Raw genomic sequence first — 13507 nt, 5'->3', positions numbered from 1 at the left:
ACCCCACGCCTTGGGCAACCCGCCCCCCACTCCCACCCTGGTCCACTCGCCCATCGCTCTCGCCTCGGTCCCCCCGGCCACCGTCTCCGGCAGGTCGCCCGCCGCCCCCGACCTGGGCGACTTCGCGGCCGCCCTCGCCTTGGGCAATCGGCCACTTTGGGCGGCATGGTGGGCAAGGCGGCCCCCGGCGCCGGGCGCCTCCTGGGCGGGCCGCCACCCCGGCGCGGGGCGGCGCCCCCCGGCACCCCGCGCCCCGCCGCCGGCCCCCCGCACCGGCTCCGAGCCGCGCCCACCACCACCGGGCACCCCTGAATCAGCCCCCGGCCCCGTCACAGCGACGCCGCCCCCGGCACCGGCACCCCTTCGGACCGGGCCGCGGGCACCCCGCCCGCCTCGTCCGCCGTCACCACCGGATGCCACCCCTCCCGTCGCAGCGCCCGCACCAACGCCCCGACCATCACCGGATCGAACTGCGTCCCCGCGCACCGCTCCAGCTCCGCGACAGCGACCTCCACCGGCCGCGCCCGCGAGTACGTACGCGTGGAGGTCATGGCGTCGAACGCGTCCGCCACCGCCACCACCCGCGCGAACTCCGGGATCTGCGTCCCGACGAGCCCGTACGGATACCCGCTGCCGTCGAGCCGCTCGTGATGGTGGAGGATCGCCGCCCGCGCCTCCCCCAGGAACCCGATCCCGCGCACCATCTCGTGCCCGTACTCGGGATGCAGCTGGATGATCTCCCGTTCCTCGGGAGTCAGCGGGCCGTCCTTCCTCAACAGCCGTGTGGGAACGCCGAGTTTGCCCACGTCGTGCAGGATCCCGGCGAACCGCAGCACCTCGGCCCGCTCGTCCGGCATCCCCAGCTCGCGCGCGATCATCATCGACGCCTGGCCGACCCGTTCGCTGTGCCCGCGGGTGTACCCGTCCTTGATGTCGACGGCCTGGACGAGGGCACGGATCGTCGCCTGATGGGCGGACCGCTCGCGCTGGTACTGGGCGAACACCCAGCAGGAGATGTACATCGGCAGCAGGATGAGCAGCGCGGAGACGGGCCCGTACGAGCTCGTCCAGAGCACCGCCATCATGAGCCCGGCAAGCCCGTGCACCGCGACCGGCGCCAGCGAGCGCAGCAGCAACCCGCGCCACGCGGCCCGCAGCGGGACCCGCTCGGCCGCGGCGAGGATCCCCCCGTCGAGCACGGCGAGCACCCCGCAGAAGACGAGGACGGCGGCGCCGCCGGGTGCGAGGGCGTAGGGAAATCGCGGCGCGGAGATCGCCTCGGGCCCGCCGAACGCACCGAAGACCTGCGCGGACGCCCATACGGCGAGGGCGAGTTGAGCCGCCCGCCACACCCGGCGCAGCCCTTTGGGGCGCCGCTCGACGGGACCGAGCAGAGCGCCCGGAACAGCGACGAGCGCGGCGGCGGCCGGCGGCAGCACAAACGCTCCTGCGAGCAGTACCGGGAAGAACGTCCCCATCCCCCGAGGCGCCCGTCCGGCCTGCCCGCAGCCCACGTACACGCAGGCGAGCAGCGCGACGGCGGGCCAGGAGGTGTCGGAGAAGAAGGCGGGCGCGGCACAGAGGGCACCGGCTCCCGCTGTCAGCAGCACATACGCACCGGCCACCGGCGGAACCGACCGCATGCCCAACTCCCTCCCCGTGACACTCAGTTCACGGAGACCAGAGATTAGGCCGCGGGGCGCGCCGTCCGGGCGGCATCACGTCGATTACCGGGACAGAAGACCCCGGATTAGCACGATCGAGTGAACCGAGCGGCGAACGCGCCCCCAACTCCCACCTCAGATGCGGCAGTTGGCCACAGAGGCGCCGGAGCGGCGCGGCTCACGGCCGCTCAGGCGAGCGGACTGCCCTCGTCGGGCGTCGCCTGGCCGGAACGGATCACTTCGATCCGTCCCATGACCTTGGCCCGCAGATCGCTGGGCACGTCGTCCGAGCCGCAGCACCGCTTGACCAGCTTCTTCACGGCCTGCTCGAGGCCGTACTTCTCCAGGCACGGGGAGCACTCCTCGAAGTGCACCTCGAACTTGGTGCAGTCCGGATCCGGCATCTCGTGGTCGAGATACTCGTAGAGATGGTCCAGGACCTCACTGCAGTCCGTCTCGTGCGGCTCTCCGCAGCTCATGAGCCCGAGCCTTTCGCTTCGTCCGACTCTCCGGCGCCGGCCGGGACGAGCCCGCGGTCACGGGCGTAGTCCTCCAGCATGCCGCGCAGCTGGCGGCGTCCCCGGTGGAGCCGGGACATCACTGTCCCGATGGGTGTCCCCATGATGTCCGCGATCTCCTTGTACGCAAAGCCCTCTACGTCGGCGAGATAGACGGCGATGCGGAATTCCTCCGGGATCGCCTGCAGGGCCGACTTCACGTCCGAGTCGGGCAGGTGGTCGAGCGCCTGCGACTCGGCGGAGCGCAGACCGGTCGACATGTGCGACTCGGCGCGCGCCAGCTGCCAGTCCTCGATCTCCTCGGCGGCACTGCGCTGGGGCTCGCGCTGCTTCTTGCGGTACGAGTTGATGAAGGTGTTCGTCAGGATCCGGTACAGCCACGCCTTGAGGTTCGTGCCCTCACGGAACTGGTGGAACGACGCGTACGCCTTGGCGTACGTCTCCTGCACCAGGTCCTCGGCGTCCGCCGGGTTGCGCGTCATGCGCAGCGCGGCCGAGTACATCTGGTCGAGGAACTCCAGCGCGTCCCGCTCGAAGCGCGCGCTGCGCTCGGCAGCGCTCTCCACCGGCTCGGGCCCCTCGTCCGCCTGGCCGTGTTCGGTCCCTGCGTCGGTCCCTGTGACCGGACCCACCTCCTCAAACGACGTCGCGAGACCCAAAGAGGTCCCACTCGAATCGGAGGATAGACGACGATCCGGTCCGCCCGCCGCCCGAATAGGAGCGGTCTTGGCCGCGCTCAGCACCGTCCACTCCAGGTCAGGAGTGGTGGCACGGCTCGGGCAGATGGTCGAACCCATGCGGCGGACTTCCTCTCGTACGAACTCTGTGCACCGACAGTCCGCACAACAGTGGTCGCGCACTCGACATTCCCGGGCGCTACCCCCGAGGCCGGTCGAGTGACCGGACCCACGTGACGACGGCCCCGGTGATGACGTCGAGGGCCTCGTCCTGCCCGATGTCGGCCCGTTTCGGCACGGCGAACCCGTGGTCCCCGTACGGCACTTCGACGAGCTCGTACGCGCCCTGGTCCGGGAACTCGGCGGGCTTCCCGAACGGGTCGTTGCCGCCCTGTACGACGAGCGTCGGCACCCCGGCGCCGATCAGTTCCTCGGCCCGGGACTTCTCGGGCCTGCCCGGCGGGTGCAGCGGGAAGCTCAGCGCGAGCACGGCGGCGGCGCCCAGCTCCCGGGCGGTCCGGCAGGCGACGCGGGCCCCGGCGCTTCTGCCTCCGGCGATCACGGGCAGCCCGGGCCCGCTCAGCGCGGGCCACAGCCCCCGCCACCCGGTGTCGAGGGTCTTCGGCGCGGGGGCCACCTTCTTCCCTGCCACGCGCCAGGGCTGCTCGACCAGGGCGACGGTCACTCCGTGGGCGGGCAGGGTCGCGGCGAGGGCCTGCAGATCACGGGCCTCGATGCCACCGCCTGCGCCGTGGCTCGCCGCCAGGACCAGGTGCGGGTTCCTGCCCGGATACCAGGTGACGCGGGCGTCACCTGTCTCGGTGGGGACGATCTCGGTTCGGGTCACCGGGCCATGATCGCCCAACGGGGGCGGGTGTCGGTGGAACGTGGGCGGCCGCGGGTGGTCTGTGGCTGGTCGCGCAGTTCCCCGCGCCCCTGAGACGAGCTCCGCTCACCCAGGGGAGGCTGCGCGCAGCGCACGCTTCAGGGGCGCGGGGAACTGCGCGAGAAGCCCCACCGGGCCCGCACCCGGCAACGTGACGCCCTCAGAAGAGCGTCCCCTCCTCCGGCCCCTCCAGCTCCGTCAGCAGCTCGGGCCCGTTGTTGCGGACATTGCTCACCGCGGTGGACACGGGATACGCCCGCATCAATCCCTCCGGCGGAGCCGCGAGCAGCGACCGCACGTCCTCGACCTCGGTCCGCGCCGGGTCCAGCCACGCGTCCCACCGGTCCGGCGTCAGCATCAGCGGCATCCGGGGATGAATGTCCGCGAGCGACCGCGGCCCCTCCTTCGGCGCGACGCCGAGCGGCGAGGTCTCCGCCTCCAGCGTGATCACGGAGCACGTCACCCACCAGGCCAGCGGATGCTCGTCCGGCAGCGTGCGGTCCCGCCAGAACTCGTACAGGCCCGCCATCGCGAACACCGACCCGTCCGCAGGCGTCACGAAGTACGGCTGCTTGCGCGGCCGCTTCTTCTTGCCCTCGACCTCCAGGTCCCGCTCGGCCGTCGCGGTCACCCACTCGTAATAGCCGTCGGCGGGGATGATGCAGCGCCGTGTGGCGAAGGCCTTCCGGTACGACGGCTTCTCGTGCACGGTCTCGGCCCGCGCGTTGATCATCCGGGCGCCGCCCTCCGGCGTCTTCGCCCACGACGGCACGAGCCCCCACTTGAGCTTGCGCAGCTGGCGAACCGGACGCGGGTCCTCGGCCTCTTTCACGGGGCGATCGAGGACCGCGTAGACCTCTTTCGTGGGAGCCACGTTGAAGTCGGGCTCGTACGCCTCCTCCGGCTCCCACTTCTCGATCTCAAAGATTCCTGCGAGATCCTCGGGCCTACGACTCGATGCATACCGTCCGCACATACGTGCCACAGTGCCAGAAACACGCCCCCCACCGAACGGGAGCCCGCAAACCCCATGGACGCCAGCCTCTGGGACCGCATCTTCGGAACCCAGTCCGACCCCGACGAGTGGGTGGTGATCGCCACCGGTGTCGTCGCCCTCGCCGCGATCGTCCCGCACAACGTCTGGCGGCTCTCCCGCAACGCCATCACCATCGCCCACGAGGGCGGCCACGGCCTGATCGCCCTGTTGATGGGCCGCCGCCTCGACGGCATCCGGCTGCACTCGGACACCAGCGGCCTGACCGTCAGCCGCGGCAAACCGCACGGCATCGGCATGATCCTGACCGCGGCCGCCGGGTACACGGCCCCGCCGCTGCTCGGCCTCGGCGGCGCGGCGCTCCTCGGGGCCGGGCACATCACGCTGCTGCTGTGGGTGGCGACGGCGCTGCTCGTGGCGATGCTGGTGATGATCAGAAACGCGTACGGGGTGCTCACCGTCGTGGTCACGGGCGGCGCGTTCGTGCTGGTGTCCTGGCTGGCGGGGCCGCAGGTGCAGGCGGCGTTCGCGTACGCGGTGGTGTGGTTCCTGCTGCTCGGCGGTGTTCGTCCGGCGTTCGAGCTGCAGTCGAAGCGGCGCCGGGGCGGGGCCGGGGACTCCGACGCGGACCAGCTCTCCCGCCTCACGCACGTTCCCGCGGGAATGTGGCTCTTTTTCTTCCACGCCGTCTCACTGTGCTCACTACTGGGCGGCGGTCGCTGGCTCCTGGGGCGGTGAACGGGTGGCTCCGCAGGGGCCCACTAAAGTAAAGGCATGACCACGAACCCCGCGCACACCGCTCTCTGGCCCGCTCCCCTCGCGAGCGGCGCCGTCGACGCCACCGTCCAGGTGCCGGGGTCCAAATCCGTCACCAACCGGGCGCTCGTCCTGGCCGCCCTCGCCGCCGAGCCGGGCTGGCTGCGCCGCCCGCTGCGCTCCCGCGACAGCCTGCTGATGGCGGGCGCCCTGCGCGCGATGGGCGTCGGCATCGAGGAGGGCGTGGGCCCCGACGGCTCCGGCGAGGCCTGGCGCGTGATCCCGTCCGGGCTTCAGGGCCCGGCCACGGTCGACGTCGGCAACGCGGGTACGGTCATGCGCTTCCTGCCGCCGGTCGCGGCACTCGCCGACGGGCCGATCCGGTTCGACGGCGACCCCCGTTCGTACGAGCGTCCGCTGCACGGCGTGATCGACGCGCTGCGCGTGCTCGGCGCCCGGATCGACGACGAGGGGCGCGGCGCGCTCCCACTGACCGTGCACGGCGGCGGCGCGCTGGACGGCGGCCAGGTCGAGATCGACGCCTCGTCGTCCTCCCAGTTCGTGAGCGCCCTGCTGCTGTCGGCCCCGCGCTTCAACCAGGGAGTGGAGGTCCGCCACACCGGCTCCTCCCTCCCGTCCATGCCGCACATCCGCATGACGGTCGACATGCTGCGCGCGGTCGGCGCCCAGGTCGACACCCCGGAGTCGGGCGGCGAGCCGAACGTGTGGCGGGTCACCCCCGGCGCCCTGCTCGGCCGCGACATCACGATCGAGCCGGACCTCTCGAACGCCCAGCCGTTCCTGGCGGCGGCCCTGGTCACCGGCGGCTCGGTGACGATCCCCGACTGGCCGGCCCGCACCACGCAGCCCGGCGACGCGCTGCGCGACATCTTCACGCAGATGGGCGGCAGCTGCGAACTGACCGAGCGGGGACTGGAGTTCACCGGTTCCGGCTCGATCCACGGCATCGACGTGGACCTGAGCGAGGTCGGCGAGCTGACCCCCGGCATCGCCGCCGTCGCGGCCCTCGCCGACGGCCCGTCCAGCCTGCGCGGCGTCGCCCACCTGCGCCTGCACGAGACCGACCGGCTCGCCGCGCTCACCAAGGAGATCAACGAGCTGGGTGGTGACGTGACCGAGACCGCCGACGGTCTGCACATCCGCCCGCGCCGGATGCACGGCGGGATCTTCCACACGTACGACGACCACCGCATGGCCACCGCGGGCGCGATCATCGGCCTGGCCGTGGAGGGCGTTCAGATCGAGAACGTGGCGACGACCGCCAAGACCCTGCCGGACTTCCCCGCCATGTGGACCGGAATGCTCGGGGCGTAGGGGACATCGCGATGCGCCGCTACGGCAAGAACACCGACGAGGACGACATCCGCCAGCGCCCCAACCGCAAGGGGAACCGGCCGCGGACCAACATCCGGCCCAAGCACGAGGACGCGGCGGAGGGCATGGTCCTCACCGTCGACCGGGGGCGGCTCACCGTCCTCATCGACGACATCCCGGTCCACGCCATGAAGGCCCGTGAGCTGGGCCGCAAGGCGGCGATCGTGGGCGACCGGGTCTGGGTCGTCGGTGATCTGTCCGGCAAGAAGGACACCCTCGCCCGCATCGTCCGCATCGCGAGCCGCACCTCGGTGCTGCGGCGCACGGCGGACGACGACGACCCGTACGAGCGCGTCGTCGTCGCCAACGCCGACCAGCTCGCCATCGTCACCGCGCTCGCCGACCCCGAGCCGCGCCCGCGCATGATCGACCGCTGCCTCGTGGCGGCGTACGACGGCGGCCTCTCCCCGCTCCTGGTGCTCACCAAGTCGGACCTGGCGGAGCCGTCCAAGATCCTCGACCTGTACGGCGACCTGGACATCCCGTACGTGGTCACCAGCCGCCAGGAGCTGGAGGACGGCACGGCCGTCGCCCGGGTCCGCGAGCAGCTGGACGGCAAGATCACGGCGTTCGTCGGTCACTCGGGCGTCGGCAAGACGACGCTCGTGAACGCGCTGGTGCCGGAGGACCGCCGGCGTTCGACGGGGCTCGTCAACGCCGTCACCGGCCGCGGCCGCCACACCACGACCTCGGCGCTCGCCCTGCCCCTGTCGGGCGACGCGGGCTGGGTGATCGACACTCCGGGCGTGCGCTCCTTCGGCCTGCACCACGTGGACCCGTCGCGCGTCATCCACGCCTTCCCCGACCTGGAGCCCGGCACGGAGAACTGCCCGCGCGCGTGCAGCCACGACGAGCCGGACTGCGCCCTGGACGCCTGGGTGGCCGAGGGTCACGCGGACCCGGCCCGGCTGTACTCGCTGCGCCGTCTGCTGGCGACGCGCGAGCGCCGCGATGGCGACTGACCTCCGGCTTGTTTGCTGCCCCCACGCTCCGGTAAAGGCATAATCGCACCAAGCCGGACGCAAGATCGCAGGTTGACCGGGATCAGTGGAACGCGGGAGGCACAACACATGGCGTGGTTGCTGGTCGTCGTCGCAGGGCTTCTGGAGACCGGTTTCGCCGTCTGCCTGAAGCTCTCGCACGGCTTCACCCGCCTGTGGCCGACGATCGCGTTCGCCTGTTTCGCGCTCGGCAGCTTCGGTCTGCTGACCCTGTCTCTGAAGAAGCTCGACGTGGGACCGGCGTACGCGGTGTGGACGGGCATCGGCGCGGCGGGCACCGCGATCTACGGAATGATCTTCCTGGGCGACATGGTCTCGACCCTGAAGATCGTCTCGATCAGCCTGGTCATCGCGGGCGTGATCGGCCTCCAGCTCTCGGGGTCGGGGCACTAGGTCGGCCGCTCGCCCGCGCCGGGGTGCCGCCCTCAGCCGGGGCCCCGCCCACGCCCCAGGACCTCCCGCACCAGCCGCCCGACCCCACCGTCCCCGGCCGGCGCCATCACACAGGACAGAGCGAGCCGCACCGCCACCTCGCAGTCCCGCACCAGCGCCTCGCCCTCCACCTTCGAGGCCCCCGCCACCCCGAGCGCCCCGAGCGCCCGGTCCCGTACGGCCGTGACGAAGTCCCCCGGCGCCGGCAGCGGACCGTCGGCGCGCCGCTGGGCCGGCACCGCGGAGGAGGACGGCACCGCGGACAGCGTCGGCGACGGCAGCCGCTCGCTCCAGCACCCCGTGAGCACGGCCCGCACCAGCGGATTGCGCCGGGCGCAGCTCACCGTCCACTCCGCGACCGCGTCGAGCCCGCCCTCCTTCAGGGCCCGGTCGACCCCCGCGAGGTACGCGTCGGCCTCGCGCCGCACCAGCGCCCGGGCCAGGCCCTCCTTGCTGCCGAACTCGTTGTAGAGCGTCTGCCGTGACACTCCGGCCACGGCGGCCACGTCGACCATCCGGACCCCGCCCCACGGCCGTCGCGCGAGCGCCGTGTAGGCCGCGTCCAGAAGGGATTCCCGCGCTGCAGGCATCGTCGCCTCCCCGGGCCGCCGTGTACGTACGGCTTGTTTCGCCAGAGTTGACGGGCTTGTCCGCACTGTCAATAGCCCGCGCACCCCCACGGCGCCGGTCTCGGCCCCGGTTCCGGACACGGGCCCTGTGGCCCCGGACCGATCACGGTCGATACTGTGCAGGCATGCCCGATTACCACGATGATCTGCGTCTCGCCCACGTCCTCGCCGACGCCGCCGACGCCGCGACGATGGCCCGCTTCAAGGCGCTCGACCTGAAGGTCGAGACGAAGCCGGACATGACGCCGGTGAGCGAGGCCGACAAGGCGGCCGAGGAGCTGATCCGTGGCAACCTCCAGCGGGCCAGGCCGCGCGACGCGATCCTCGGCGAGGAGTACGGCATCGAGGGCACCGGCCCGCGCCGCTGGGTGATCGACCCGATCGACGGCACGAAGAACTACGTACGCGGCGTCCCGGTCTGGGCGACGCTCATCTCCCTGATGGAGGCGGGCGAGGGCGGCTACCAGCCGGTGGTCGGAGTCGTCTCGGCGCCCGCGCTCGGGCGGCGCTGGTGGGCGGCGAAGGGCGCGGGCGCGTACACGGGCCGCAGCCTGACCTCCGCGTCCCGTCTGCACGTCTCCAAGGTGAACCGGCTGGCCGACGCCTCCTTCGCGTACTCCTCGCTGAGCGGCTGGGAGGAGCAGGGCCGGCTGAACGGCTTCCTGGACCTGACCCGGTCGGTCTGGCGCACGCGCGGCTACGGCGACTTCTGGCCGTACATGATGGTGGCCGAGGGCTCGATCGACATCTGCGCGGAGCCGGAGCTCTCCCTGTGGGACATGGCGGCGAACGCGATCGTGGTGACCGAGGCCGGAGGCTCCTTCACCGGCCTCGACGGGCGTCCGGGCCCGCACAGCGGCAACGCGGCGGCGTCGAACGGCCTGCTCCACAACGAGATGCTCGGCTACCTGAACGCCCGCTGACCCTCGCGCGCGTGCGCGGCGGGCGCCCCTGAACTCGCCTCCCGCGCCCCCTTGTTGGTATTCCCTTTACCTGTAACTCTGAGAGTCCCCCCACTTGTGAACTTGTGAACCGCTTCACGCTTCCCGCTGCCGGGAAGCTTCGCGGAGCGGCGGACAAGTACCTCGCACAGGAAGGTGGCTCCATCCATGCTCGTCCGTGACGCCATGAGCACGATGGTCCTCACCATCGGACCCACTCATACCCTGCGCCAGGCGGCCCGGCTGATGTCCAGCCGCCGCGTCGGAGCCGCCGTGGTCCTCGACCCCGACGGCTGCGGCATCGGCATCCTGACCGAGCGCGACATCCTCAACTCCCTCGGCCTGAACCAGAACCCGGACTCCGAGACCGCGGGCGGCCACACCACGACGGACGTGGTCTTCGCCGCACCGTCGTGGACCCTGGAGGAGGCGGCCGAGGCGATGACGCACGGCGGCTTCCGGCACCTCATCGTGCTCGACGGCCAGGAGCCCGTCGGCATCGTCTCGGTGCGCGACATCACCCGCTGCTGGGCACCGGCACGCCGGCGCGCCTCGGCCCTGACCGTCTGAGCCACGTACGACAAAGAGGGCCGGCTCCCCGAGGGGAACCGGCCCTCCCGCTCTCGGCAGGCGTCCGGGTCAGCTGGCCGCGAAGGGCCATGACCGCGGCCTCCGGACGCGAACCGAAGTCAGGAGCCCGAAGGCTCGGCGCTGGTCGTGACTCAGCGCAGGTCGAACCGGTCCAGGTCCATGACCTTCGACCACGCCGCGACGAAGTCCTTGACGAACTTCTCCTCGGCGTCGTCGCTCGCGTAGACCTCGGCGAGCGCGCGCAGCTCGGAGTTGGAGCCGAAGACCAGGTCGGCACGGGTGCCGGTCCACTTCACGGCGCCGGAGGCGTCGCGGCCCTCGAACTCGTCCTGCGCGGACGACGTGGACTTCCACGTGGTGTCCATGTCGAGCAGGTTGACGAAGAAGTCGTTCGTCAGCGTGCCCGGACGCTCGGTGAGGACGCCGTGCTTCGAGCCGCCGGCGTTGGCGCCGAGGACGCGCAGACCGCCGACGAGGACGGTCAGCTCGGGCGCGCTCAGGTTGAGCAGGTTGCCCTTGTCGATCAGCAGGAACTCGGCGGGGAGGCGGTTGCCCTTGCCGACGTAGTTGCGGAAGCCGTCGGCGGCCGGCTCGAGCGCGGCGAACGACTCGACGTCCGTCTGCTCCTGCGAGGCGTCGACACGGCCCGGCGAGAACGCGACCTCGACCGGGACGCCGCCGTCCTTGGCCGCCCGCTCGACGGCCGCGGTGCCCGCGAGCACGATGAGGTCGGCGAGGGAGACCTTCTTGGCGCTCTTGGCGTTGAAGGACTCCTGGACACCCTCCAGGGCACGCAGCACCGTGGCGAGCTCGTCCGGGTTGTTGACCTCCCAGCCGCGCTGCGGCTCGAGGCGGATCCGGGCGCCGTTGGCGCCACCGCGCTTGTCGCTGCCGCGGAAGGAGGAGGCGGCGGCCCAGGCGGCGGAGACCAGCTGCGCGGTGGTGAGGTCGGTGCCGAGGATCTGCTCCTTGAGGGAGGCCACGTCCGCGGCGTCGATCAGCTCGCCCTCACGCGCGGGCAGCGGGTCCTGCCACAGCAGCTCCTCGCTCGGGACCTCCGGGCCGAGGTAGCGGACGACCGGGCCCATGTCACGGTGCGTCAGCTTGTACCAGGCGCGGGAGAAGGCGTCCGCGAACTGCTCCGGGTTCTCGTAGAAGCGCCGCGAGATCTGCTCGTAGACCGGGTCGAAGCGCAGCGAGAGGTCGGTGGTGAGCATCGTCGGGCGGTGCTTCTTCGAGGAGTCGAAGGCGTCCGGGATGGTCGCCTCGGCGTCCTTGGCGATCCACTGGTGGGCACCGGCCGGGCTCTTGGTGAGCTCGTACTCGTGCTCGAAGAGGTTCGCGAAGAAGCCGTTGCTCCACTGCGTCGGCGTGCTGGTCCAGGTGACCTCGAGGCCGGACGTGATGGCGTCCTTGCCGACGCCGGTGCCGTGGCTGCTCTTCCAGCCGAGGCCCTGCTGCTCCATCGGCGAGGCCTCGGGGTCGGCCTCGACGTTGTCGGCCGGGCCGGCGCCGTGGGTCTTGCCGAAGGTGTGACCACCGGCGATGAGGGCGACGGTCTCCTCGTCGTTCATCGCCATGCGGCGGAACGTCTCACGGATGTCGCGGGCCGCGGCGACCGGGTCCGGGTTGCCGTTGGGGCCCTCGGGGTTGACGTAGATGAGGCCCATCTGCACGGCGCCGAGCGGGTTCTCCAGCTCGCGGTCGCCCGTGTAGCGCTTGTCGCCGAGCCACTCGGTCTCGGGACCCCAGTAGACGTCCTCCTCGGCCTCCCACACGTCCTCGCGGCCGCCGGCGAAGCCGAAGGTCTCGAAGCCCATGGTCTCGAGCGCGACGTTGCCCGTGAGGATCATGAGGTCGGCCCACGAGATGTTCTTGCCGTACTTCTTCTTCACCGGCCACAGCAGACGGCGCGCCTTGTCGAGGGACGCGTTGTCCGGCCAGCTGTTGAGCGGGGCGAAGCGCTGCTGACCGGCGCCGGCACCGCCGCGGCCGTCGCTGATGCGGTACGTACCGGCCGAGTGCCAGGCCATACGGATCATCAGCGGGCCGTAGTTGCCGAAGTCGGCCGGCCACCAGTCCTGCGAGGTGGTGAGCACCTCGGCGACGTCCTGCTTGACGGCGGCGAGGTCCAGCGAGTTGAAGGCCTCGCGGTAGTCGAAGTCCTCACCCATCGGGTTCGCGACCGCGGGGTTCTTGGCGAGGATCTTCAGATTGAGCCGCTCCGGCCACCACTGACGGTTTCCACCGCCCTGGGTCGGATGCGCCGCACGCCCGTGCGCGACCGGGCAGCCACCCTCCCCCTCCGTCTTCGGGTCAGTGACGATTGCTTCGTGATTCTCGGACATTGGGGGCCCTTCCGGAGTCGTCCTGTCGCTTGGCCTGAGCCGTTTGTGATCCTACAATGGACATTGTCTAAGTCAAGCAAGGCTCCAAAGTCACACCTGATCGGGACCTGGTCCCCCGACTGTTAGGCTGGTCTTTATGAGTGACCTGTTGGAACGACTGCGCGGACGCGGCTGGCGGATGACCGCGCAGCGCCGTGTCGTGGCCGAGGTCCTCGACGGGGACCACGTCCACCTGACGGCCGACGAGGTCCACTCGCGCGCGGTCGCGAAGCTGCCCGAGATCTCGCGGGCCACGGTCTACAACACCCTGGGTGAGATGGTGTCGCTCGGCGAGGTCATCGAGGTCGCCACGGACAAGCGCGCGAAGCGCTACGACCCGAACGCGCACCGCCCGCACCAGCACCTGGTCTGCGCCCAGTGCGGCCAGATCCGCGACGTCCACCCCACGGGCAACCCGCTGACGAGCCTCCCCGATTCGGAGCGCTTCGGCTTCACGATCTCCGACGTGGAGGTCACGTACCGGGGCCTCTGCCCGAACTGCACCCGCGCGACGGCGTAGTTCCGTACTACTCCAGGACCGGCCCGCACCGATAGGTGCGGGCCGGTTTTGTCGCGCGGGGAGGCAGCGGCGCAGCCGCATGCCTCAGGGACGCGGGGAACTGCGCGATCAGCCCC

Annotated in this window: 14 protein-coding genes; 7 read left to right on the top strand and 7 right to left on the bottom strand. The window is 71.4% G+C overall.

Annotated elements, in window-relative coordinates; all coding sequences use genetic code 11:
• Window positions 1-329: 329 nt before the first annotated feature.
• The 5 genes from B072_RS44970 to B072_RS0137695 all read right to left on the bottom strand — a co-directional run bounded on the left by B072_RS44970 (window position 330) and on the right by B072_RS0137695 (window position 4721).
• Window positions 330-1643 carry an HD-GYP domain-containing protein gene (locus B072_RS44970; RefSeq protein ID WP_018535169.1) on the bottom strand — a complete coding sequence of 438 codons (1314 nt, stop codon included), beginning with the start codon at window positions 1641-1643 and terminating at the stop codon, window positions 330-332.
• Window positions 1644-1852: 209 nt separating this feature from the next.
• Window positions 1853-2143 (bottom strand): mycothiol system anti-sigma-R factor, encoded by a 291-nt coding sequence (gene rsrA / locus B072_RS0137710; protein WP_018535168.1) that lies wholly within the window; start codon window positions 2141-2143, stop codon window positions 1853-1855.
• A complete protein-coding gene (gene sigR / locus B072_RS0137705; protein WP_018535167.1) occupies window positions 2140-2814 on the bottom strand; it encodes an RNA polymerase sigma factor SigR in 675 nt (224 codons plus the stop codon). The genes rsrA and sigR overlap by 4 nt, the downstream gene beginning before the upstream one ends.
• A gap of 244 nt (window positions 2815-3058) precedes the next feature.
• A complete protein-coding gene (locus B072_RS0137700) occupies window positions 3059-3706 on the bottom strand; it encodes an alpha/beta family hydrolase (protein ID WP_018535166.1) in 648 nt (215 codons plus the stop codon).
• A 199-nt stretch (window positions 3707-3905) separates the two neighbouring features.
• Window positions 3906-4721: an SOS response-associated peptidase gene (locus B072_RS0137695; RefSeq protein WP_078506721.1), complete on the bottom strand. Its 816-nt coding sequence runs from the start codon at window positions 4719-4721 to the stop codon at window positions 3906-3908.
• Between the two features lie 54 nt (window positions 4722-4775).
• On the opposite strand from B072_RS0137695, the gene B072_RS0137690 reads away from it, so the two are divergent.
• The 4 genes from B072_RS0137690 to B072_RS0137675 all read left to right on the top strand — a co-directional run bounded on the left by B072_RS0137690 (window position 4776) and on the right by B072_RS0137675 (window position 8284).
• Entirely contained in the window at window positions 4776-5477 is a 702-nt protein-coding gene (locus B072_RS0137690; protein ID WP_018535164.1) for a M50 family metallopeptidase, read from the top strand.
• 36 nt (window positions 5478-5513) lie between these two features.
• On the top strand, window positions 5514-6830 hold the full coding sequence (aroA, locus tag B072_RS0137685) for a 3-phosphoshikimate 1-carboxyvinyltransferase (protein ID WP_018535163.1): 1317 nt from the start codon (window positions 5514-5516) through the stop codon (window positions 6828-6830).
• Between the two features lie 11 nt (window positions 6831-6841).
• Window positions 6842-7852 carry a ribosome small subunit-dependent GTPase A gene (gene rsgA, locus B072_RS0137680; protein WP_018535162.1) on the top strand — a complete coding sequence of 337 codons (1011 nt, stop codon included), beginning with the start codon at window positions 6842-6844 and terminating at the stop codon, window positions 7850-7852.
• Between the two features lie 108 nt (window positions 7853-7960).
• Window positions 7961-8284, top strand: coding sequence for a DMT family transporter (locus B072_RS0137675; RefSeq protein ID WP_018535161.1), 324 nt, complete (start codon window positions 7961-7963; stop codon window positions 8282-8284).
• 32 nt (window positions 8285-8316) lie between these two features.
• On the opposite strand, the gene B072_RS0137670 is transcribed toward B072_RS0137675, so the two are convergent.
• Window positions 8317-8913, bottom strand: a complete 597-nt coding sequence (locus B072_RS0137670) for a TetR/AcrR family transcriptional regulator (protein WP_026246715.1) — start codon at window positions 8911-8913, stop codon at window positions 8317-8319.
• A gap of 164 nt (window positions 8914-9077) precedes the next feature.
• Here B072_RS0137670 and hisN point away from each other — a divergent pair, with 164 nt between their 5' ends.
• On the top strand, window positions 9078-9875 hold the full coding sequence (gene hisN, locus B072_RS0137665; protein ID WP_018535159.1) for a histidinol-phosphatase: 798 nt from the start codon (window positions 9078-9080) through the stop codon (window positions 9873-9875).
• Between the two features lie 186 nt (window positions 9876-10061).
• On the top strand, window positions 10062-10463 hold the full coding sequence (locus B072_RS0137660; protein ID WP_018535158.1) for a cyclic nucleotide-binding/CBS domain-containing protein: 402 nt from the start codon (window positions 10062-10064) through the stop codon (window positions 10461-10463).
• A 152-nt stretch (window positions 10464-10615) separates the two neighbouring features.
• Here the strand turns inward: B072_RS0137660 and katG are convergent, their stop codons facing one another.
• A complete protein-coding gene (katG, locus tag B072_RS0137655; protein WP_018535157.1) occupies window positions 10616-12832 on the bottom strand; it encodes a catalase/peroxidase HPI in 2217 nt (738 codons plus the stop codon).
• A gap of 136 nt (window positions 12833-12968) precedes the next feature.
• Between katG and B072_RS0137650 the strand changes: the two genes are divergently transcribed.
• Complete coding sequence (locus B072_RS0137650; protein ID WP_026246714.1) at window positions 12969-13391, top strand: Fur family transcriptional regulator; 423 nt, start codon at window positions 12969-12971, stop codon at window positions 13389-13391.
• Window positions 13392-13507 lie beyond the last annotated feature (116 nt).

It is taken from the genome of Streptomyces sp. HmicA12 (assembly GCF_000373565.1).
GTDB lineage: Bacteria > Actinomycetota > Actinomycetes > Streptomycetales > Streptomycetaceae > Streptomyces.
The sequence above is the reverse complement of the archived record's forward strand: the minus strand, read 5'-3'. Positions and strand labels throughout refer to the sequence as shown.